Raw genomic sequence first — 22352 nt, 5'->3', positions numbered from 1 at the left:
GCAACGCAGTATCGCAACGAAAGCTGGCGTTTTTCGAGGTGCCCGGCATGAAAAAACCGCCCGGCAGCAGCCTGGGCGGTTCTGTACGGCAGAACGCTGGAATCAGCTTTTCTTCTGCGGGCGCTGCCAGCCGGGCACGGTCAGCTGCTTGGCGCGTGCCACGGTCAGCTGTTCGGACGGCGCGGTACGGGTAATCACCGAGCCGGCGCCGATGGTAGCGCCGTCTTCCAGCGTCACCGGTGCTACCAGCATGCTACCGGAGCCGACAAACACGCCATTGCCGATGGTGGTGCGGAACTTGTTCACGCCGTCATAGTTGCAGGTTACGGTACCGGCGCCCACGTTCACCTTGCTGCCGATGTCGGCATCGCCGATGTAGGTAAGGTGATTGACCTTGGAGCCGCTGCCGATGGTGCTCTTCTTCACTTCCACGAAATTGCCGATGTGCACGTGGTCGGCCAGCTTGGCGCCCGGGCGCAGCCGTGCGTACGGGCCCAACTGGCAGCCGGCGCCCACTTCGGCGTCTTCCAGGTGCGAGTACGGCGCAATACGGGTGCCGGTAGCCACGGTAACGTTCTTCAGCACGCAATAGGCACCGATCTGCACGCCAGCACCCAGCTTGACCTGACCTTCGAACACGCAGCCCACGTCGATGCTGACGTCTTCGCTGTGCTCAAGTTGGCCGCGGATGTCGATGCGAGCCGGGTCTGCCAGGGTAACGCCGGCAGTAAGCAGCGCGCGCGCCTGGTTCAGTTGCAGCTGGCGCTCCAGCTCGGCCAGTTGCAGCTTGTTGTTCACGCCGGCAGCTTCCCAGCTGGCAGCCACGGTGACACCCGGCACCGCGATACCGTCGCGCACTGCCAGTGCGATGACGTCGGTGAGGTAGTACTCGCCCTGGGCGTTGCCATTGCGTAGCTCGGACAGCCAGCCTTCCAGTCGCGCGTTCGGCAGCACCAGCATGCCGGTGTTGATTTCGCGGATCGCCTTCTGCGCCGCGTTGCAATCCTTGTCTTCCACGATGGCCACGATGTCGCCATCGGCATTGCGCACGATGCGACCGTAGCCGCTGGCATCGGCCAGCACGTCGGTGAGCAGCGACATGCCGCCTTCGGCTGCGGCCAACAGTTGCTGCAGCGTGGCCACGGTGGTGAGCGGCACGTCACCGTACAGCACCAGGGTGTGGCCATCCTTGGGCAGGTGCGGCAGCGCCATCTTCAGCGCGTGGCCGGTGCCCAGTTGTTCGGCCTGCAAGGCCCATTCCACATCCGCATCCTGGATGGTGGCGCGCACCTGCTCGCCGCCGTGGCCATACACCACGACGATCTTGCCCGGCTGCAGCTGGCGGGCGGTGGCGATGACCCGAGCCAGCATGGGTTGGCCGCCAATCGGGTGCAGCACCTTGGGCAGGGCCGAATACATGCGCTTGCCTTTACCGGCAGCAAGAATGACTACGCTGAGGGATTCCATGAATGCGTCCGCGACAATTCTATGTAGATAGCCCGACATTATGCGGGGCTTTGCAGAAATGAAAAAGGCTGCCACTTGCGTGGCAGCCTGCGACTATACACCAACGCTTTCGCGTTATCAGTGCACGCGCTTGCGGAGGTATTCCAGCGCCTTGAGCTGGGCGATGGCGGCTGCCAGGGCAGCGTGAGCCTTCGCCGTATCCAGGTCGTCGGTAGCGTGCTTGAGGGATTCCTCGGCAGCACGTTTGGCCTCGTTGGCGCGAGCTTCGTCGAGATCCTCACCGCGGATCGCCGTATCGGCCAGAACGGTGATGTGGGTGGGCTGTACTTCCAGCAGACCGCCGGAAACAGCCACCAACACTTCGTCCTTGCTGCCCGGTACTGTCAGACGCAGTACGCCAGGCTTGATACGGGTCAGAAGCGGCACGTGACGTGGGTAAACACCGATTTCGCCTTCCAGCGCCGGCGCAACCAGGAACTCGGCTTCGCCGGAGTAGATCTGCTGCTCGGAGCTGACCACTTCCACATGCATCTTGGCCATGAGCCGTCTCCTTGATTACAGGGTCTTGGCTTTTTCCGCAGCTTCGTCGATACCGCCAACCATGTAGAACGCTTGTTCCGGCAGGTGGTCGTATTCGCCGCTGAGAATCGCCTTGAAGCCCTTGATCGTTTCCTTCAGCGGAACGTACTTGCCCGGGGAACCGGTAAATACTTCAGCTACGTGGAACGGCTGCGACAGGAAGCGCTGGATCTTACGCGCACGGTATACGGTGAGCTTGTCTTCTTCAGACAGTTCATCCATACCCAGAATCGCGATGATGTCACGCAGTTCCTTGTACTTCTGCAAGGTGGACTGTACGCCACGGGCAACGGCGTAATGCTCGTCGCCTACTACCAGCGGGTCCAGCTGACGGGAAGTGGAGTCCAGCGGGTCAACGGCCGGGTAGATACCCAGCGACGCGATGTCACGGGACAGAACCACGGTCGCATCCAGGTGGGCGAAGGTGGTGGCCGGGGACGGGTCGGTCAAGTCATCGGCAGGTACGTATACGGCCTGGATGGAGGTAATGGAACCATCCTTGGTCGAGGTAATACGTTCCTGCAGACGGCCCATTTCTTCCGCCAGGGTCGGCTGGTAGCCTACCGCGGACGGCATACGACCCAGCAGCGCGGACACTTCGGTACCGGCCAGGGTGTAACGGTAGATGTTGTCCACGAAGAACAGAACGTCACGGCCCTTGCCGTTGGCGTCCTTCTCGTCGCGGAAGTGCTCGGCCATGGTCAGACCGGTCAGCGCAACACGCAGACGGTTACCCGGCGGCTCGTTCATCTGGCCGTAAACCATGGCCACTTTGTCCAGAACGTTCGACTCCTTCATTTCATGGTAGAAGTCGTTGCCTTCACGAGTACGCTCACCCACGCCGGCGAACACGGACAGACCGCTGTGCGCCTTGGCGATGTTGTTGATGAGCTCCATCATGTTCACGGTCTTGCCCACACCGGCACCACCGAACAGACCTACTTTACCGCCCTTGGCGAACGGACACAGCAGGTCAATCACCTTGATGCCGGTTTCCAGCAGTTCGGTAGCTGCGGACAGCTCGTCGAACTTCGGGGCAGCCTGGTGAATGGCGCGGGTATGTTCGGAAGCTACCGGGCCGGCTTCATCAACCGGAGTGCCCAGTACGTCCATGATACGACCCAGAGTGGCGGCGCCAACCGGTACCGAAATCGGTGCACCGGTGTTGGTGATTGCCATGCCACGCTTCAGGCCGTCCGAGCTACCCATAGCAATGGTACGCACCACGCCGTCGCCCAGCTGTTGCTGGACTTCGAGCGTCAGGTCAGCGTCAACCAGCTTCAGGGCATCATAAACCTTTGGCATGGCGTCGCGCGGAAACTCCACGTCGACCACCGGGCCAATGATTTGTACGATTTTGCCTTGGCTCATTATCGGTTCCTAACTCAATAAACTTTTACAGTCTGCGACGGTTATACCGCTGCGGCGCCAGACACGATTTCCGACAGCTCTTTGGTAATTGCTGCCTGACGTGACTTGTTGTACACCAGACGCAGTTGCTTGATCGCGTTACCGGCGTTATCCGTTGCTGCCTTCATGGCCACCATACGGGCAGCCTGTTCGGAAGCCATGTTTTCGGCCACGGCCTGATACACGACGGATTCCAGGTAACGCTTGACCAGAAACTCCATGACGTCGACGGCGCTCGGCTCGTACACGTAATCCCAGGCATGGGCGTGTTCGACAACCATGTGCTCGTCGCTCAAGGGCAGCAACTGTTCCAGCGCCGGCTCCTGCTTCATCGTGTTGATGAAACGGGAGTACACGACATAAACCGCATCCAGTTCGCCTTCAGCGTACTGTTTCAACAGCACTGTAAGCGGGCCAATCAGTTTGTCCATCTTGGGCACATCGCCCAGATGCACTGCGCTTGCCACAACGTTCAGTTTGGCGCGTTGGGCGGCAGCCAGGCCTTTCTGGCCCAGTGCACACACCTGTACTTCAACGCCTTGTGTCTGCAGTTCGCTTACCTTGGCGTAGAAGCGTTTGATGATGTTGGCGTTGAGGCCACCACACAAACCCTTGTCCGAGGTAACAACGATAATGCCGGCACGCTTGATCTCGCTGCGGCGGGCAAGCAGTGGGTGCTCCAGATCCGTATTGGCCGAAGCCAGGTGCGCCATAACGGAACGCACCTTTTCGGCGTAAGGACGGGCAGCGCGCATACGCTCTTGCGTTTTGCGCATCTTGGAGGTCGACACCATTTGCATAGCGCGGGTGATCTTCTGCGTGTTCTGCACGCTTCGGATCTTGGTGAGAATCTCTTTACCGACTGCCATATCCTGAACCTTTCTTTAACTCGAGGTATCCGAAAGACTCAGCTTAGAAGCTGTAGCCAGCCTTGAACGATTCGATCGCCTTGGCCAGTACTTTTTCGTTGTCGGCAGACAGGTCACCGGAAGCGTCGGTCGCGGTCAGCACGTCAGCGTGGTTAGCGCGAACGTATGCCAGGAAGGCTGCTTCGAAAGCCAGGGCTTTCTTGACCGGTACGTCTTCGTAGTAACCCTTGTTCACCGCCCACAGGGTCAGCGCCATTTCGGCGGTAGACAGGGTGGAGAACTGTTTCTGCTTCATCAGCTCGGTAACCACTTCACCGTGTTGCAGCTGCTTGCGGGTTGCTTCGTCCAGATCGGAAGCAAACTGCGAGAACGCTGCCAGTTCACGGTACTGAGCCAGGGCCAGACGGATACCGCCACCCAGCTTCTTGATTACCTTGGTCTGAGCGGCACCACCCACGCGGGATACCGAGATACCGGCGTTGATCGCCGGACGGATACCTGCGTTGAACAGATCGGTTTCCAGGAAGATCTGACCGTCGGTAATGGAAATTACGTTGGTCGGAACGAATGCGGAAACGTCACCAGCCTGGGTTTCGATGATCGGCAGCGCGGTCAGGGAACCGGTCTTGCCTTTCACTGCGCCAGCAGTCAGCTTCTCTACCTCGTCCGCGTTGATGCGGGAAGCGCGTTCCAGCAGACGGGAGTGCAGATAGAATACGTCGCCCGGGTAAGCTTCGCGGCCCGGCGGGCGGCGCAGCAGCAGGGAGATCTGACGGTAGGCTACAGCCTGCTTGGACAGGTCATCGTATACGATCAGGGCATCTTCACCGATATCACGGAAGAATTCGCCCATCGCGCAACCGGAGTACGGAGCGATGAACTGCAGGGCAGCGGCTTCGGAAGCGGTAGCGGCAACAACGATGGTGTGACCCATGGCGCCGTGCTCTTCCAGCTTGCGTACCACGTTGGCGATGGAGGACGCTTTCTGACCTACGGCTACGTAGATACAGATAACGCCAGTGCCTTTCTGGTTAACGATCGCGTCCAGTGCAACAGCGGTCTTACCAGTCTGGCGGTCGCCAATGATCAGTTCGCGCTGACCGCGGCCAACCGGAACCATGGAGTCGATGGACTTCAGGCCGGTCTGCATCGGCTGCGAAACCGATTGACGGGCAATAACGCCCGGAGCGATTTTCTCGATCGGGGAAGTAGCGGACGCGTTGATCGGGCCCTTGCCGTCGATCGGCTGACCCAGCGCGTTTACCACGCGGCCAACCAGTTCGCGGCCTACCGGCACTTCCAGAATGCGGCCGGTGCACTTCACTTCCTGACCTTCGGAAATGTGCTCGTACTCGCCCAGGATCACGGCACCTACGGAGTCACGCTCCAGGTTCATGGCCAGGCCAAAGGTGTTGCCCGCAAATTCGAGCATTTCACCCTGCATGACGTCTGTCAGACCATGGATACGAACGATGCCGTCGGTTACGGAGATCACGGTACCTTTGGTACGGGTCTCTACGCCTTCGGACAGGTTCTGAATCTTGGCCTTGATCAGGTCACTGATTTCAGAGGGGTTCAACTGCATGATCTCTCCTAGTTCTTGAGGCTTGCGGCCATTGCCTGCAGTTTGCCGCTGACGGATGCATCGATCACGTCGTCACCAATCAGGATGCGTACGCCGCCGATAAGCTCGGGCACCACACGTACGTCTACACGTACGGACTTGGCGTATTTCTGACTGAGACTTGCGGCCAGTTCGGCCTGCTGGGCGTCGTTCAGCGGGAAGGCGGTTTCGACGATGGCGTCGAGGGCACCTTCGGCTTGCGCCTTCAGCACTTCGAACTGTGCGGCGATTTCCGGCAGCAGCGTCAGACGGCGGTTTTCGATGAGGGTTACAACGAAGTTGCGCACTTCGCCGCTCGCCTTATCGCCCAGCACGTCAAACAGCAGCGCCTCAATCTCTTGCGCGGTATGTTTCGGGTTGGTGACGACTTGCGCCACGTCCGGGTTCGCCACCATGGCAGCCAGCCACGCGAGAGCTTCCGACCACTTGTTCAGGGTCTGCTGCTCGGTGGCGAGGCTGTATACCGCTTCGGCGTAGGGCCTTGCTACGGTAATGAGTTCTGCCATGAGTTAATTAAAACTCCGCTTTGATGGAGGCCAACAGATCCGCGTGCTTGGCAGCGTCGATCTCTTTGCGCAGGATTTTTTCCGCACCGGCTACGGCCAGACCAGCAACCTGCTCACGCAGGGCTTCCTTGGCACGCAACACTTCCTGATCGATCAGCGCCTTGGCATCAGCCACCAGCTTCGCACCTTCGGTGCGGGCTGCGTCTTTGGCTTCTTCCACAATCTGGCTGGCACGCTTTTCAGCAGCGAGTACGAATTCGGTAGCCTGTTGCTTGGCTTGGCGAAGTTCGTCAGCTACGCGCTTTTCAGCAGCTTCCAGATCTTGTTTGCCGCGTTCTGCAGCGGCCAAGCCATCAGCGATTCGCTTGGCACGCTCTTCCATCATGTTGGTAAGCGGAGGCCAAACAAACTTCATGGTGAACCATACCAGGATGGCGAAAGTAATCGCCTGGCCCAGTAGTGTTACGTTGAATTCCACGCTTGTTTTCCTCCAGTGTGGTTACGACAACAACCGTTGATTAGTGACCGGCTTTCAGAGCAGCTACAGCGGCGGACAGGAACGGGTTGTTGAAGGTGTACAGCATGGCAACGCCCACACCGATCATGGAAATAGCGTCCAGCAGACCAGCGATAATGAACAGTTTGGTTTGCAGAACCGGGATCAGTTCCGGCTGGCGAGCGGAGGACTCCAGGAACTTGCCACCCAGGATGGCGAAGCCCAGAGCGGTACCGATAGCGCCGAGGCCAATGATCAGGGCTGCAGCCAGAGCGGTCATGGACTGGATCTGAGAAACGAGAGCTTCCATTTAATTCTCCTAAAGATTTAATGCAAGGATGGTTTGAGAAAAGGTACTAAAAAAACGGCTAAATCAGTGATGCTCAACTGCCAGGCTCAGGTACACGATGGTCAGCATCATGAACACGAAGGCCTGCAGGGTGATAATCAGGATGTGGAAGATGGCCCACGGCGCACCCAGTGCCCACTGCACGCCCCACGGCAGCAGTGCGATCAGGATGAAGATCAGTTCGCCGGAGTACATGTTACCGAACAGACGAAGCGCCAGAGAGATCGGCTTGGCTGCCAGTTCCACCAGCTGGAACGCGAAGTTCACCGGTGCCAGGATGATGATCATCGGCAGGCTTTCGGCATGGAACGGTGCGGTGAACAGCTCCTTGATCCAGCCACCCAGGCCTTTGGCGGAGATGGAGAAGCCGATGATGCACAGCATCACGGACAGCGACATGGCGAAGGTGGCGTTAACGTCGGCGGACGGTACCACGCGGAAGTAAACATGATGCGGGTCATGACCCAGGGCAGCGCCAATATTGCCAGCGATCCACGGAATCAGATCAACCGGCAGCATATCCATGGCGTTCATCAGGAAAATCCAGCAGAAAATGGTCAGTGCCAGCGGGGCAACAACCTTGCTCTTGGCATGGAAGATTTCCTTCACCTGGGTATCGACCATCTCGACGATGGACTCCACGAACAGCTGCAGGCGGCCCGGGTTTTCCAGCTTGGCGTTGCGGGCAACCTTGGCGAAGATGCCTACGAACAGGAAGCCCAGCAGCAGGGAAATGGAGAAGGTATCGACGTGCACACTCCAGAACCCGCCCTCGTGCGAGGAGTTCCAGAACGTCAAGTGGTGCTGAATATACTCAGTTGCGTTACTTGCCATTGCTTTGGTCTCGATTATTGCTCAAAAGCCCGAACCAGTAGCCGGATGTCGCGGCAATATAGCCGCCGAACAATCCCGCTACGGATAAATCCTTGAAAAATGCAAACGTACCCGCAAATAACAGAACAGTGGCAACAAACTTCACCGCTTCTGCCCGGTAGTGTGTCCGCATAAGTTCTTGCGGCGCTGCCCGCTGCACCTTGCCGGCAATGCGCACATAAAGCAGGGCGGGCACGATAGCACATAGCCCGCCGATCAGCACAGACAACGGTACGCTGGGCACTGCGCCGGCGATGAGTACGCTCACCAGCATGGCCAGCGCTGTCAGCTTGGCCTGCGCGCGCAGTACGCGCTTGGCGTCCGGATTAATCATGTCTGAATCTGAAAAAATCGAGCGATTATAGGCTTGGGCTGACGAGAGCGTCAACTTTGCCAATTGGCATCTGGACTAATATAACCAAGCTGTCAGCAGCTTGATTTTGCTTGAAGTTTTTCAAGTAGTCCGTCAAGTTCATCCAGGCTTGCATAATCAATGATCAGCTTGCCACGGCCCTTGCCGGAGTGCCGAAAAGAGACAGACATACCCAGCCGATCGGACAGCAGCTCCGCCAGGCGGTCGATATCCGCGTCGCGCTGCGGCGCACCATTGGCCTTGCGGCCAACCTTCTGCAGCTGTTCCGGCTGTTGCTGCACGCGCTGTTCCACCTCGCGCACCGTCATGCCACCAGCCACGATTTCCTGCGCCAGCGCCACCTGCTCGATCACCGGCAGCGGCAGCAGTGCCCGTGCGTGCCCCATTTCCAGCTGCCCGTGATGCAGCATGTCCTGCAGCGGCTGCGGCAGTGCCAGCAGGCGCAGCAGGTTGCTCACCGCGCTACGCGAGCGGCCCAGCGCCTCGGCGGCGGCTTCGTGGGTCAGTGCGAATTCGTCGATCAGGCGCTTGATGCCACGCGCTTCTTCGATAGGATCCAGGTCTTCACGCTGGATGTTCTCGATCAGCGCCATCGCCATCGCCGCGTCGTCGGCCACGCTACGCACCACCGCAGGAATCTCCTGCAGCCCGGCCAGCTGGCTGGCGCGCCAGCGGCGCTCGCCAGCGATCAGCTCGTAATCACCCAGCCCCACTTCGCGCACCACCACCGGCTGGATAACGCCCTGCGCCCGGATGGATGCGGCCAACTCCTGCAGCGCTTCATCGGCAATGAAGCTGCGCGGCTGATATTTGCCGGGGCGGATGCGATCCAGCGGCAGCGTGGTCAGGCGGTCGTCCGCCGCCTCCACCGTGGAGAGGAGCGCGTCCAGGCCGCGCCCGAGTCCTTTCAGTTTGGCCATGGTTATTGCTCGGTAGATACGGTTTGCGGTTCCAGCCGGGCGATGAGTTCGCCGGCCAGCGCGAGATAGGCTTGCGAGCCCCGGGCGGTGCGGTCGTAGACGATGCCGGGCAGGCCATGGCTGGGCGCTTCCGCCAGCCGGATGTTGCGCGGCACCACGGTGTCGAACACCTTGTCGCCAAAGTGGCGCGCCAGCTGCTCCGACACCTGTTGCGACAGGTTGCTGCGCGCATCGAACATGGTGCGCAGCAGGCCCATGATCTCGATGCGCGGGTTGACGGCGGCGCGCACCTTGCGCAGCGTGCCTACCAGGTCGGTGAGGCCTTCCAGCGCGTAGTATTCGCACACCATGGGAATCAGTACGCCTTGCGCCGCCACCAGCCCGTTGAGGGTGAGCAGGTTGAGCGACGGCGGGCTGTCGATCAGCACGTAGTCGTACTGATCCGCCACCAGTTCCAGCGCGTTCTTCAGCCGCGCTTCGCGCGCCAGTTCCTGCACCAGCTGCACCTCGGCGGCGGACAGGTCGCGGTTGGCCGGCAGCACGTCGTAGCCGCCTTCCTTGGCCGGGCGGCGCACTTCCTCGATGCTATTTTCTGCCAGCAGCACGTGGTACACCGACAGCGGCAGATCGCTCTTGTCGATGCCGCTGCCCATGGTGGCATTGCCCTGCGGGTCGAGGTCGACGATGAGCACCCGCCGGCCCTGCTCGGCAAGGCCGGTCGCCAGGTTGACCACCGTGGTGGTCTTGCCTACTCCACCTTTCTGGTTGGCAACGGCGATGATGCGGGCGGTCATTTTGCTACCACGCGCACCAGGTGACGTTCGGCTTCCAGGCCAGGCACTTGCAGCGGGCGCACTTCCGCCACGCCGAAGCCTTCCGGCAGCTGGGCAATTTCCTCGTACGGGTACACGCCCTTCATGGCCACGAACTGGCCATCGTCGGCCAGCAGGTGGCGCGACAGCTTGACGAAATCGGCCAGCTCGGCAAAGGCACGGCTGGTGATGCGGTCGAATTTCTGCTCCGGCTGGTAGGCTTCCACGCGGCCGGTGATCACTTCCACGTTCGGCAGTTTCAGCTCGATGACGGCCTGACGCAGGAAGGTGGTTTTCTTGTGATTGGCATCCAGCAGCACCACGTGCAGGTCCGGGCGGGCGATGGCGGCCGGAATGCCCGGCATGCCGCCACCGGAACCCACGTCCAGCAGGCGCGTGCCGCCGGCCAGCTGCGGCACCAGGGTCAGGCTGTCCAGCAGGTGGTAGCTCACCATGCGCTCTTCCTCGCGGATGGCGGTGAGGTTGTAGGTCTGGTTCCACTTGGCCAGCAGGCCCAGGTAGCCTTCCAGCAGGTTGATCTGCTGTTCGCTCAGGTCCAGGCCGATGGCGGCCAGGCCGGCGGTGATGTCTGCGCGGTGCGTCATGTCGTTTGCAATGAATGTCGGAATTTCTGGATCGCCCGATTGTAACGGGTATCAAAAACAAATGCGCCCCGAAGTCGGCACTTCGGAGCGCACTGCAGCATTTTTTTACGGATCAGCTGGCGCTGCGGGCGTCGGCAAAACCACGCTTGAGATGTACCAGCAACAGCGCCACCGCCGCCGGGGTGATGCCCTGGATGCGCGATGCCTGCCCCAGGGTTTCCGGGCGGTGCTGGTTGAGCTTTTGCGACACTTCCTTGGACAACCCCTTCACCAGGCCGTAGTCGATGTCGGCCGGCAGCTTCACGTCGTCCAGCTGCTCGCGGCGCGCCACTTCCTCGTTCTGACGGTCGATGTAGCCCTGGTACTTGATCTGGATTTCCACCTGCTCGGCCACCACCTCGTCGCTGACGCCCTCCCCTGCCAGCGACAGTGTCATCAGCTCGCTGTAAGCCACGTTGGGGCGACGCAGCAGGTCGGCCAGCGAATATTCGCGCGTCAGCTTCTGGCCGACGATGCGCTCGTCCTCACCCGGCTGGATCCTGGACGGATGCACCCAGGTGCTGCCCAGGCGCTGCTTTTCCGCCTCCACCGCGTCGCGCTTGCGGCAGAAGGCATCCCACTGCGCATCGCCCACCAGCCCCAGCTTGCGGCCAACCTCGGTCAGGCGCAGGTCGGCGTTGTCCTCGCGCAGCTGCAGGCGGAACTCGGCGCGGCTGGTGAACATGCGGTAGGGCTCGGAGACGCCCATGGTGGAGAGATCATCCACCAGCACGCCGAGGTAAGCTTCGTCGCGGCGCGGGCACCAGCCGTCCTGCTCGCGGGCGTACAGGCCGGCATTGAGGCCGGCCAGCAGGCCCTGCGCCGCCGCTTCCTCGTAGCCGGTGGTGCCATTGATCTGGCCGGCGAAGAACAGGCCCTGGATGGCCTTGGTCTCCAGCGTGGACTTCAGCCCGCGCGGGTCGAAGTAGTCGTACTCGATGGCATAGCCCGGGCGCAGGATGTGCGCGTTTTCCAGGCCGCGGATCGAGCGCACCGCCGCCAGCTGGATGTCGAACGGCAAGCTGGTGGAGATACCGTTGGGGTAGAACTCGTGGGTGGTCAGACCTTCCGGCTCCAGGAATACCTGGTGGCTGTCCTTGTCGGCAAAGCGGTTGATCTTGTCTTCGATCGACGGGCAGTAGCGCGGGCCGACGCCTTCGATCACGCCGGTGAACATCGGGCTGCGCTCGAAACCGCTGCGAATGATGTCGTGGGTCTGCTGGTTGGTGTGCGCGATCCAGCACGGCAGCTGTTTCGGGTGCATGGCGCGGCTGCCGCGGTAGGAGAACACCGGCTCCGGCGTGTCGCCCGGCTGCACTTCCAGCACCGAGAAGTCGATGCTGCGGCCATCGATGCGCGGCGGGGTGCCGGTCTTGAGGCGACCTACCGGCAGGTTCAGTTCGCGCAGGCGTGCGCCCAGCGTGGAGGCGGCTTCGTCACCGGCGCGGCCGCCGGTGTAGTTTTCCAGGCCAACGTGGATCTTGCCGGACAGGAAGGTGCCGGCAGTCAGCACCACGGTCTTGCCGCGGAAGGTGAGGCCGATGGCGGTGATGGCACCGGCCACGCGCTCGCCTTCGATCAGCAGGTCGTCCACCGGCTGCTGGAACAGGGTGAGATTGGGCTGGTTTTCCAGCATCTCGCGGATGGCTGCCTTGTACAGGATGCGGTCGGCCTGGGCGCGGGTAGCGCGCACCGCCGGGCCTTTGGAAGCGTTGAGGGTGCGGAACTGGATGCCGCCGATATCGGTGGCCAGCGCCATGGCGCCGCCCAGCGCGTCCACTTCCTTCACCAGATGACCTTTGCCGATGCCGCCAATGGACGGGTTGCACGACATCTGGCCCAGGGTTTCGATGTTGTGCGTCAGCAGCAGGGTGCTGCAACCCATGCGCGCTGCTGCCAGCGCGGCTTCGGTGCCGGCATGGCCGCCGCCCACCACAATCACGTCAAAGGTCGTCGGGTAGATCATAAGGTGTGTACAGACAAGACAAAAACGGAACCGGGCATTGTACGCCAAAACTCACACATTGTAAGTCATTGATTTTCATCACCCTGCCTGCCTCAGGGGCATCCCGTGGCGTCACCGAACCGTCATGGACACGACACGCCGCTGTCAACATCGGCCCATAGCATGATCCGGCAAACTTCATTACAGGAAAGCCGCATGCAACATCTTAGCGAACAGCAGGTGCTGGCTCCGGCCGGCAAACTCAGCGTCCGCCTCGCCCGCAGCGACAAGGACATCCGCCGCGCGCAGAAACTGCGCTACCAGGTGTTTGCCGAGGAGATGGGTGCGCAGCTCGCCAGCGCCGCCGATGGCATCGACCGCGACGACTACGATGCCTACTGTGACCATCTGATCGTGGAAGACAACACCAGCGGCAAGGTGGTGGGCACCTACCGCATGCTGCCGCCGGCCCGCGCGCACGCGCTGCCCAGCCTGTATTCCGAACATGAATTCGACCTGGCACGCCTGGCCGGCATCCGCGACCACATCATCGAAGTGGGCCGCTCCTGCGTGCACAAGGACTACCGCCGCGGCGCGGTGATCGCCATGCTGTGGGCCGGCCTGGCCGACTACGTGCGCCAGCAGGGCGGGCAGTACCTGGCCGGCTGCGCCAGCGTGAGCCTGGCCGACGGCGGCCACCAGGCGGTGAGCCTGTACCGCCAGCTGGAAGGCAAGCACCTGGCGCCGCCGGAATGGCGCGTAACGCCGCACCTGGCGCTGCCGCTGGACAAGGTGGTGGACGATTCCGCGCCGGTACCGCTGCCGCCGCTGATCAAGGGCTACCTGCGCGCCGGCGCCTGGGTGTGTGGCGAGCCGGCCTGGGACCCGGACTTCAACTGTGCAGACTTCTTCATGCTGCTGCCGATGAGCCGGCTGGATTTGCGTCACCAGAAGCACTTCGCCGCCTGAACCCCGTGGCCTGCTGCGCGTCAGTGATGCAGTGAAAAACGCCATGGCTCGCAAGAGCGTGGGCACAAGGCACTCTAAGGTTGGCCGCATGCCGCCAGGCATGCGGCCAACCTTTTGGCTTTTCCACACCCGGTCTTGGCGTAGCGGCGCATCGGCTACAATCGCGCCATGCGCTTCGAACTCGATACCATCGGCGTGATCCACTCGCCGTACCAGGAAAAATTCGGCATTCCGCGCCAGCCGGCGCTGGCGCCCTCGGCCCCGGTGACGCTGGAACTGCTGCCACCTTACAACCAGCCCGACTGCGTGCGCGGGCTGGAGGCGTTTTCGCACGTCTGGCTGACATTCGTGTTCCACGAAACCGCCGCCCGTGGCTGGCAGCCACTGGTGCGCCCGCCGCGACTGGGCGGCAATGCCAAGGTGGGCGTGTTCGCCAGCCGCGCCACCCACCGCCCCAACGCACTGGGGCTGTCGCTGGTGGAACTCAAGGGCATAGACAGCAGCAATGGCGTCACCCTGCAGCTGGCCGGCGCCGACCTGCTGGACGGCACGCCGGTGCTGGACATCAAGCCCTACATTCCCTTCGTGGAAGCCAAGCCGGAAGCGCGCGGCGGCTTTGTCGACGGCCCGCCGCCGCAACTGGCGGTGCAATGGCATGAGCGCGCCCGCGCCGACCTGGCCGCCTGGCCCGATACCCCGCCGTGGCTGCTGCCGCTGATCGAGGAAGTGCTGGCGCAGGACCCGCGCCCGGCCTACCAGGACGACCCGGCGCGGGTGTACGGCATCCGCCTGGCGCACTGTGACGTGCGCTTCGGCGTACAGGGCAATATCGTCACCGTGCTTGAAATTGTCACCCCCGCCCAGAACTAAGTCTGGCTCGGCCTGGTCTGAGCGGCTGACTGCACTTGCAATCGGCATACCATGGAGACACACACATGAATTCCCGAGTGAAGACGACCATTCTGGCCTTCTCCCTCATCACCCTGCTGGCCAGCTCGTTCGCCGACGCCGCCCGCCTGGGCCGCGGCCGCAGCGCCGGCATGCAGCGCGCCGCGCCGACGCAGAGCTACCAGCCTGCCCCGGCACCGCGCGCGCCGATGCAGCCGGCACCCACCCCGGCACCGCAGAAAGGCAGCGGCATTGGCGGCATGGTAGCCGCCGGTGCTGCCGGCGCCGCAGCCGGTTACCTGCTGGGCAACGCCATGCATGACGGCAAGGCCGGCAACGGCCAGTCCGGCGGCTTCCCGTGGCTGTTCGTAATCGGTGGCGCACTGGCCGGCCTGGCCCTGCTGTCCTTCTTCCGCAACCGTGCGGCCAAGCAGCAGCGCCGCGACCCGGCACCGCAGTCCGGCCAGCCGATGTACTACCAGCCGCAACCGGCTCAGGGCGGCATTCCGCCGATCGGCTCCGGCATGCAGCAGTACGGCAGTGGCACCACCCCGCCGCCGGCCAGCCTGCAGCGCCTGCCTGATGGTACCGAGGTGCCGCACTTCCTGCGCCAGGCCAAGGCTACCTTCCTGCATCTGCAGAACCTGAACTCGCTGGACAGCCTGGAGGAAATCCGCAAGTACATGACGCCGGACCTGTTCCAAGCGCTGAAGGAAGACATTGCGGCCAACACCGAACCGGCCGACTTCCCGCAGCTGGATTGCCAGGTGGTGGAAGCCACCACCGAAGCCGGCCGCATGATCTGCAGCGTGCGCTTTAGCGGCCAGGTCAGCGAAAGCGTGGGCTCGCCGACGCTGCCGTTCAGCGAAACCTGGCACTACGTGAAGGACGACGCCAGCAACGGCAAGTGGCTTGTGGCCGGCATCCAGCAGGGCTGATCCAAACCGTAAGCCGCAAAAAAGGCGCCGCAAGGCGCCTTTGAGCGATCGACAAAGCCCTTTCGTTCCGCGAAAGGGCTTTGTTTTATAAACAGGAAGGCTGCCGACTCAATCACTTGGCTGAAGCGGCCCGGCTTTGCCGGGTCCGGCAAGATCCAGGTGAAGCACGTTGTTCGCTGCCGCAAAAAAGGCGCCGCAAGGCGCCTTTTTTGTCACTACTACATGATGCGGCCAACCCCGCCGCAGCGCTTATTTCACGCCCGGCCCGGTAATGGCATCGAAGCCCAGCGAGAACAGCATGGTGGCCTCCGGCTCGGTCTTCACCCCTTCGGCAATCACCCCCAGGCCGATGTTGTGGGCGATATTGCACACCCCCTTGAGGAAGGTCTGGTTGCCGCTTTGCTGCTCGATCTGCTGCACGAAACTGCCATCCACCTTCAGGTAATCGATACCCAGGTCGTGCAGCTGGCCGATCAGGCTGAACTGGCGGCCAAAGTGCTCGATACCGATCCGGCACGGCAGCTCTTCCAAAGCCAGGCACAGCGCACGGAAGCGTTCGAAACGCGGCATGATGCCGGCCTCGGCCATTTCCAGCCACAGCCGGGCCGCCGCCTGGCGCTGGCCACGGATCAGCGTTGCCAGCTGCACGATGAAACCGTCGTCGTCCAGCGATTCCGCCGCCAGGTTCACCCCCAGCCCGGCGCAGGCCGGCTCTGCGGCCAACTGTTCCAGCGCCATCGCCACCGCCGCCAGATCCAGCGCGGCGACACGACGGGTACGAATCGCCATCGGCAGGAACTGCCCGGCCGGCAGCCAGTCCTCGCCCTGCTTCAGCCGCAGCGGCGCTTCCTCGTGCAGCATGCCGCCATCGGAACCTCGCACCGCAAAACGCACCAGCTTGAAGCCACGCTCCGCCACCGCCCGATCCAGCAGCCCGCCCCATTGTTCGGCGGTAATCGCCAGCGGCTTGGCAACGTTGCCGACAGCCACTTCCACCCGCGTGCTGCCATTCACCTCGGACAAGGCCAGTGCGGCATCCAGCCGCGACATCACGTCGCGGATGCTGTCGCCCTGGCGCAGATCGGTAGCCGCCATCGCCAGCAGCACCGGCTGGCCGGCAAAGCTGCTCAGTTGCGCGGCCAGTTCGTCATGCAGTTCGCGCACCTTGTCGGCATCGACACAGCTTTGCTGCGCCATCAGGGTGAAGTCGGCGCCGTTCAGGCGGGCGGCGATACTGTCGTCGCCAAAGCGCCGGGTATCGCGCAAGGCACGGCCGAACTGTGCCAGCATTTCGTCGGTGAGCGGGCGGCCCAGATGGGCGTTGAGCTCGGCCAGCGCGCCGATGCGGATCAGCACCAGCATTTCCTGCGCCACGTCCGGCTCGCCCAGCGTGGCGCCCAGCCGGCCCATGAAGTAATCGCGGTTGGCCAGCGCCGTCACCTTGTCGAAGTTGATTTGCTGGCGCATTTCCTCCAGCCGCGCCGCTTCTTCCTCGAACATCACTTTCACCCGCGTCACCATGGCGTTCATCGCCTGGGCCAGGCGGCCCATTTCCGGGCCTTCCGGCTCCGGAATGGTGACGAAACGGCGCTGGGTAATCGCCTTGGCCTGGTCCACCACCGCCAGCAACTGGCGGCGGATGGTATTGACGCCGACCGAGCCGATCAGCCCTACCACCACGCCGGCCATCAGTACCCAGAACGACACCGTCAACGCGCCCTGCCACAAGGAAACGTAGGCGTAGCTGGCATCACTGACCACTTCGACCACACCTGCCTGCATCCAGCCGCTGCTGATCATCGCCCGCGCCGGGGAAGCGTTCAGCGGCAGAACGCGGCGGAACCAGCCCGGCGCACCGCCGAACTGTACTTCGTTCACGCGCTGGATCTTGGGCTTGCCATCCGGGTCCAGCCAAGTGATACGGCGGAAGTGACCCTGGTCGAAGGCGGCGTTGATCAGTGTCTCGCCCATGGCCTTCTCGGCGTGGTTCTGGGTGATGAGCAGCGCCAGCGAGTTGGCCGCATCGGCACTCTGCGTGGCCAGCTGCTGCTCCAGGTAGTCGCGGGCGTTGTAGAGGTTGGCTACCAGGCTGCCTGCCGCCGCCAGCACCACCGCCGAGACGACCAGAAACCACAACTGTTGTATCAGGGAAACACGTTTCATTTTAGCCTGTCTCAATTGATAAAACCTTCTGCCTTCATTTTATCTATCAGTTGCCGCCAGCGCGTCAGGCGGTCGGCACTGGCATTCGGCGCCGCACTGTTACCCACCCAGATGCCCTCGGCATTGAAACTGAACACCGGTTGCAGGTCGCTGCGCTGCGAGGCCGGCAGGATGCTGGTCAGCAGGCTGTCCAGCACCAGCGGCTCCGCCGTGGCGGTCGGATAGTACGCCAGCACCATGTGCGCCTGGGTGATCGGGCTGTTCGGGCCGCCAATGCGGGCCTTGACGTAAATCATGCGCAGTTTCTGCGGTGCAATGCCCAGCTCCTTCAGCGTGAAGTACTTGGCAAAGGCGTAGTCCTCGCAGTCGCCACCGCCCTTGCTCATGGCCTCCAGCGGCGTCGCCCAGTAATCCTCCTGCTTCCACAGCACGATATCTTCAACATAGCGTAAACGCTGATTAAAGAACTGGTTGACCTCGCGCACCTTCACGTCCTCGCTGGGCTCCTTGCCCAACTTCAGCACCAGTTGTAACCAATCTCGATAGATTCGCAGCACCTGCGGCCCGTACAACTGCTCGGCGCGCTCGGCTGTCACGCTGGCCACCCCCACGCCGGCAAGCGTCAGCAGGATGCTGCAGACGAGCAGCAACCAGCCCCACCGCCAGCGCCGGTCAGCAAAAGTCACTGCAAACTTTTGTAAAGCTTCTATACCAAGCATACGGGTGGTGGCCTGTAAAAACACCGTTGTACTTACCACAACGTCTTATCTTTTTACTTGACACTGCAATACGCAGTTTAGAGAATTCATCTACTATAGGTTATATTTAAAATACTTCGAACCAAACACTTCATAATCTCAAGGCAAACGCGAGGCTATCATGAACTTTCGTCGTAAATATCTGCACGGTTATACGCTAATGGCATTGATGGCTATGACCGTGCCAGCCATTTCCCACGCCCTTGATCTCAAGGACGCCGTCATGGAAACCGTGAAGAGCAACCCGGAAGTAGGCATGAAATGGTACGCCTTCCGCTCCAGCGTCGAAGACAAGGGCATTGCACGCGCCGATTTCTTCCCGACCGCGGATATCAGCTACACCACCGGCCACGAGAACCTGCGCAACCCGATCAATGCGACCACCGCGACCGATACCAGCTTCGACCGTCACGGCTACCAGGCAACCCTGACTCAAAACCTATTCCAGGGTTTCCAAACCGTCAACCAACTTAAGCAGATGGACTATACCGCCCGCGGCCGCTACTACGAGTACCTTGCCGCCGCCGAGGCACAGGGTCTGGAAGCGGTACGTGCCTTCATCGACGTGGTGCGCTACAGCAAGCTGGTGGAAATCGCCCAGGAAAACTACGCCATCCACAAGGGCATCTACGAGCAGATCCTGCAGCGCGTGTCGCAGGGTGTGGGCCGCCGCGTGGACCTGGAACAGATCAACGGCCGTCTGGGTCTGGCCGAGTCCAACCTGATCAACGAGATGTCCAACCTGCATGATGTGTCCGCCCGCTACGAGCGCATCATGGGCTCGCCGCCGCCGCAGGAGCTGGTACTGCCGGCCCTGGACCTGGGCATGGTGCCGAACAGCAACGAACTGATGCCGCTGGCCGACAAGAACAACCCGTCGCTGTTGGCCGCACGCTCGTTCTACCGCGCCGCCGAGCACGATATCAACGTGCGCAAGGGTGCCTTCTCGCCGCGCGTTGACCTGCGTGCCAACCACCTGGAAACCTCCAACTACCAGGGTCTGAACAACAACTACCGCGATACCGCGGTGGAACTGGTAGTGAGCATGAACCTGCTGCGTGGCGGTGCCGACCGTGCGCGCCTGCGTTCCGCCACCGAGCACCTGGGCGAAGCCGAGGCGCTGGGCGTGAAGGCCTGCCGCGACATGCGCCAGCAGGTGAGCATTGCCGACAACGATGTGGTGAAAATCACCAGCCAGCTGGATGCCCTGCGCCAGCACGCCATCTCCACCGAGAAGGCGCGCGATGCCTACCGCGCCCAGTTCGACATCGGCCAGCGCACCCTGCTTGACTTGCTGGACAGCGAAAACGAAGTGTTCGATGCCAAGCGTGAACAGCTCAATGGCGAGATGAACCAGGAACTGGCCACCTACCGCGTGATGGCCGAATCCGGCCGTCTGCTGCAGGCGCTGCAGATCATGCCGCAGGACAGCGACCTGAATAAGGTGGATGACCTGACCTACCCGAGCTGCCCGACCGACTACACCGCGCCGACCACGCTGGACAAGAACAAGATTCCGGCACAGAGCCTGACCGCCCCGGTGGTGGCCAACACCAAGCCGGCGCCGCTGCAGAAGGACGTAACCGTACGGGTACAGGTGCAGTTCGACCTGGATTCCGCCAAGCTGCGTCCGGAAAGCCTGCCGGCACTGGATCAGCTGGCAACCACGCTGAGCATGCCGGAAATGGCCAACAAGCACTTCCGTGTTGAAGGCCATACCGACACCACCGGTGGCTTCAACCACAACCTGGACCTGTCCAAGCGCCGCGCGCAGGCTGTACGCGACTACCTGGTAACCAAGGGTATTCCGGCCAGCCGTCTGGATAACGAAGGCTATGGCAGTACCCACCTGCTGCCGAACCTGGCGCCGACCGATCCGACCCACCGTCGCGTGGTTGTGGTGATCCAGGACAACGCCGGCCCGGCCGTGCCGATGGCAAGCAAGAAGATCAAGTCCGTCAAGGCCAAGAAGCCGAAGAAGATGTTGCCTGAAGCCAGCAACCCTTAAGCTGGCCACTCAAGGCAGTGCAAACACAAAGGCCGGTCTGATGACCGGCCTTTTTGCATTGTTACGCCACCACTCCGCTAGCGGATACGCCGTTGCCCGGCATCACACCGTGAAGCGCGTGATGCTGACATCCAGCTCGCCCGCCTGCTGCTTCAGGCCGCCGGCCAGATCGGCGGATTCGCGTACCGACAGGCTGGTACGGTCGTTCATCTGCGCAATCTGCTCCATGCTGCGCGCGATATCCTGGCTGGCCACGCCCTGTTCCTGCACCGCCGCGGCCATTTCCGCCACCTTGTGCACCGAATCCAGCGACGACATGCGAATCTGCTGCAAGGCCTGCACCACACGGCCGGTATCCTCCACCCCGGCCGCCACCAACTCGCCGGCCTGCTGCATGGCGCGGTGAGCGGCGTTGGTATCCGCCTGCACGCCCTGGATGCGCTGTGCAATCTCCGCCGTGGCCTGGCTGGTGCGCTCGGCCAGCTTGCGCACTTCGTCCGCCACCACCGCAAAGCCGCGGCCGGATTCCCCGGCGCGCGCCGCCTCGATAGCCGCATTCAGCGCCAGCAGGTTGGTCTGATCGGCAATATCGTGGATCACGCCGACAATGTTGCCGATTTCGCCTGAGCGCTGGTTGAGGCTGTCGATAGCCGTGCCGGTATTGCTGATATTGTCGGCGATGTGCTGGATCTGCCGCGCCGCGGTACCAGCCAGCTCGGCCCCCTGCTCGGCCGCGCCGGCGGCGCCGCGCACCTGCTGTTCCACGCCCTGGGCGCTGTCCGCCATCACAGTCACGCTGACGGTAAGCTGCTCGATGGCCGCGGCACAGGCGGAGGCCGCCTGTGACTGGTTGGCCGCCGCGCCGGAAATATTCTGGCTGACGCCGGACAACTGGTCGGCGGCATGCACCAGCCGTTCCGAATGCTGGCGCGACTCACCAATCAGCTCCCGCACCGATGTCAGCAGGGTGTTCAGCGCCTGCGCCACGCGGCCGATCTCGTTGCGGCCGTAGTCCGGCAGCTGGTCACGCAGATCGCGGCTGGCCGCCAGCTGCTCCACCCGCTGGGTAATCTGCTGCAGCGGCTGGCGGATCGACTGCACGATACCCGCCGCAATGGCCACTGCCAGCAGCACGCCCACGCCGCTGACAATCAGCAGCAGCCGGGTGGACGCGGCAATGGCGGCCATGGCGCCCTGCTCGTCGGTTCGGGCGCCGGCTACCGCCGAATCCACCAGGTGCTGGGTCAGCGCTTCCATGCTGTGGATGGCGCTCTTGAACGGCCCCATCGCCTTGTTGGCATCCAGCGTGCTACCCACCGTACCAGCGGCAATCTGCCCGGTTACCGTCTTGAAGCCCTGCTCGTAATTGCCCAGCGCCTGGTTCAGTGTCTGGATCTGCGCGCGGCTGTCGCTGTCGGCGAACTTGTCCGCCTCCTGCAGGTGGCTGCGCGCCGTGTTCAGGCTGTCGCCCCACTTGGCGATGTAGTCGTTGCGCTTGCCGGCATCCGCCAGGTTGATGAAGGTATCTTTCTCGAAGCGGCGCAGGTTGCCCATATCGGCACGCAGCGACTGCACGCCATTGCTGAACTGCAGCCTGCCCTCCACCACGTTCTGGAAACTGTTCCCGGCCTGATGCAGCACGCTCACGCCGCTGATGGCGACAAACAGCAGCAGCAGCACCAGCGCGGCAAAACCGGCCACGATGCGGGTTGATAAATAGACGTGCTTGAACATGATTCCTCCCGGTGGAGAATGTGGCCA

Annotated in this window: 21 protein-coding genes; 4 read left to right on the top strand and 17 right to left on the bottom strand. The window is 62.3% G+C overall.

Annotated elements, in window-relative coordinates; all coding sequences use genetic code 11:
• Positions 1-102 precede the first annotated feature (102 nt).
• From glmU to mnmG, 14 genes are all read right to left on the bottom strand, one after another.
• Positions 103-1467, bottom strand: a complete 1365-nt coding sequence (glmU, locus tag PSELUDRAFT_RS06730; RefSeq protein ID WP_088966118.1) for a bifunctional UDP-N-acetylglucosamine diphosphorylase/glucosamine-1-phosphate N-acetyltransferase GlmU — start codon at positions 1465-1467, stop codon at positions 103-105.
• 117 nt (positions 1468-1584) lie between these two features.
• Positions 1585-2007, bottom strand: coding sequence for a F0F1 ATP synthase subunit epsilon (locus PSELUDRAFT_RS06725; RefSeq protein WP_088966117.1), 423 nt, complete (start codon positions 2005-2007; stop codon positions 1585-1587).
• A gap of 15 nt (positions 2008-2022) precedes the next feature.
• Positions 2023-3417, bottom strand: coding sequence for a F0F1 ATP synthase subunit beta (atpD, locus tag PSELUDRAFT_RS06720; protein WP_088966116.1), 1395 nt, complete (start codon positions 3415-3417; stop codon positions 2023-2025).
• A 41-nt stretch (positions 3418-3458) separates the two neighbouring features.
• On the bottom strand, positions 3459-4325 hold the full coding sequence (gene atpG / locus PSELUDRAFT_RS06715; RefSeq protein WP_088966115.1) for a F0F1 ATP synthase subunit gamma: 867 nt from the start codon (positions 4323-4325) through the stop codon (positions 3459-3461).
• Positions 4326-4368: 43 nt separating this feature from the next.
• Positions 4369-5910 (bottom strand): F0F1 ATP synthase subunit alpha, encoded by a 1542-nt coding sequence (atpA, locus tag PSELUDRAFT_RS06710; protein WP_088966114.1) that lies wholly within the window; start codon positions 5908-5910, stop codon positions 4369-4371.
• An 8-nt stretch (positions 5911-5918) separates the two neighbouring features.
• Positions 5919-6455 carry a F0F1 ATP synthase subunit delta gene (locus PSELUDRAFT_RS06705; protein WP_088966113.1) on the bottom strand — a complete coding sequence of 179 codons (537 nt, stop codon included), beginning with the start codon at positions 6453-6455 and terminating at the stop codon, positions 5919-5921.
• A gap of 7 nt (positions 6456-6462) precedes the next feature.
• The gene (locus PSELUDRAFT_RS06700) at positions 6463-6933 is read right to left on the bottom strand and encodes a F0F1 ATP synthase subunit B (protein ID WP_088966112.1); all 471 of its coding nucleotides are present in this window, start codon (positions 6931-6933) and stop codon (positions 6463-6465) included.
• A gap of 40 nt (positions 6934-6973) precedes the next feature.
• The gene (atpE, locus tag PSELUDRAFT_RS06695; protein ID WP_088966111.1) at positions 6974-7261 is read right to left on the bottom strand and encodes a F0F1 ATP synthase subunit C; all 288 of its coding nucleotides are present in this window, start codon (positions 7259-7261) and stop codon (positions 6974-6976) included.
• A 63-nt stretch (positions 7262-7324) separates the two neighbouring features.
• Positions 7325-8134: a F0F1 ATP synthase subunit A gene (gene atpB, locus PSELUDRAFT_RS06690; RefSeq protein ID WP_088966110.1), complete on the bottom strand. Its 810-nt coding sequence runs from the start codon at positions 8132-8134 to the stop codon at positions 7325-7327.
• Positions 8124-8507, bottom strand: coding sequence for an ATP synthase subunit I (locus tag PSELUDRAFT_RS06685; protein ID WP_088966109.1), 384 nt, complete (start codon positions 8505-8507; stop codon positions 8124-8126). The genes atpB and PSELUDRAFT_RS06685 overlap by 11 nt, the downstream gene beginning before the upstream one ends.
• 92 nt (positions 8508-8599) lie before the next feature.
• Entirely contained in the window at positions 8600-9466 is an 867-nt protein-coding gene (locus PSELUDRAFT_RS06680; RefSeq protein WP_088966108.1) for a ParB/RepB/Spo0J family partition protein, read from the bottom strand.
• Between the two features lie 2 nt (positions 9467-9468).
• Positions 9469-10260, bottom strand: a complete 792-nt coding sequence (locus tag PSELUDRAFT_RS06675; protein WP_088966107.1) for a ParA family protein — start codon at positions 10258-10260, stop codon at positions 9469-9471.
• A complete protein-coding gene (rsmG, locus tag PSELUDRAFT_RS06670; protein WP_088966106.1) occupies positions 10257-10883 on the bottom strand; it encodes a 16S rRNA (guanine(527)-N(7))-methyltransferase RsmG in 627 nt (208 codons plus the stop codon). Before rsmG ends, PSELUDRAFT_RS06675 begins: the two co-directional genes overlap by 4 nt.
• Positions 10884-10995: 112 nt before the next feature.
• Complete coding sequence (mnmG, locus tag PSELUDRAFT_RS06665) at positions 10996-12888, bottom strand: tRNA uridine-5-carboxymethylaminomethyl(34) synthesis enzyme MnmG (RefSeq protein WP_088966105.1); 1893 nt, start codon at positions 12886-12888, stop codon at positions 10996-10998.
• Between the two features lie 195 nt (positions 12889-13083).
• Here mnmG and PSELUDRAFT_RS06660 point away from each other — a divergent pair, with 195 nt between their 5' ends.
• The 3 genes from PSELUDRAFT_RS06660 (at position 13084) to PSELUDRAFT_RS06650 (ending at position 15662) form a co-directional block, all read left to right on the top strand.
• The gene (locus tag PSELUDRAFT_RS06660; protein ID WP_088966104.1) at positions 13084-13836 is read left to right on the top strand and encodes a GNAT family N-acetyltransferase; all 753 of its coding nucleotides are present in this window, start codon (positions 13084-13086) and stop codon (positions 13834-13836) included.
• A 168-nt stretch (positions 13837-14004) separates the two neighbouring features.
• The gene (gene tsaA / locus PSELUDRAFT_RS06655; protein ID WP_088966103.1) at positions 14005-14706 is read left to right on the top strand and encodes a tRNA (N6-threonylcarbamoyladenosine(37)-N6)-methyltransferase TrmO; all 702 of its coding nucleotides are present in this window, start codon (positions 14005-14007) and stop codon (positions 14704-14706) included.
• Positions 14707-14771: 65 nt separating this feature from the next.
• The gene (locus tag PSELUDRAFT_RS06650; RefSeq protein WP_088966102.1) at positions 14772-15662 is read left to right on the top strand and encodes a Tim44 domain-containing protein; all 891 of its coding nucleotides are present in this window, start codon (positions 14772-14774) and stop codon (positions 15660-15662) included.
• 249 nt (positions 15663-15911) lie between these two features.
• Here the strand turns inward: PSELUDRAFT_RS06650 and PSELUDRAFT_RS06645 are convergent, their stop codons facing one another.
• Together PSELUDRAFT_RS06645 and PSELUDRAFT_RS06640 are read right to left on the bottom strand one after the other, a co-directional pair.
• Positions 15912-17825: an EAL domain-containing protein gene (locus PSELUDRAFT_RS06645; protein ID WP_088966101.1), complete on the bottom strand. Its 1914-nt coding sequence runs from the start codon at positions 17823-17825 to the stop codon at positions 15912-15914.
• A gap of 11 nt (positions 17826-17836) precedes the next feature.
• Positions 17837-18511: a transglutaminase-like cysteine peptidase gene (locus PSELUDRAFT_RS06640; protein WP_231895322.1), complete on the bottom strand. Its 675-nt coding sequence runs from the start codon at positions 18509-18511 to the stop codon at positions 17837-17839.
• Between the two features lie 193 nt (positions 18512-18704).
• Here PSELUDRAFT_RS06640 and PSELUDRAFT_RS06635 point away from each other — a divergent pair, with 193 nt between their 5' ends.
• A complete protein-coding gene (locus PSELUDRAFT_RS06635; protein WP_369800088.1) occupies positions 18705-20591 on the top strand; it encodes a TolC family outer membrane protein in 1887 nt (628 codons plus the stop codon).
• 102 nt (positions 20592-20693) lie between these two features.
• Here the strand turns inward: PSELUDRAFT_RS06635 and PSELUDRAFT_RS06630 are convergent, their stop codons facing one another.
• A complete protein-coding gene (locus PSELUDRAFT_RS06630) occupies positions 20694-22325 on the bottom strand; it encodes a methyl-accepting chemotaxis protein (protein WP_088966098.1) in 1632 nt (543 codons plus the stop codon).
• Positions 22326-22352: the final 27 nt, after the last annotated feature.

This window comes from Vogesella sp. LIG4, assembly GCF_900090205.1.
GTDB lineage: Bacteria > Pseudomonadota > Gammaproteobacteria > Burkholderiales > Chromobacteriaceae > Vogesella.
The sequence above is the reverse complement of the archived record's forward strand: the minus strand, read 5'-3'. Positions and strand labels throughout refer to the sequence as shown.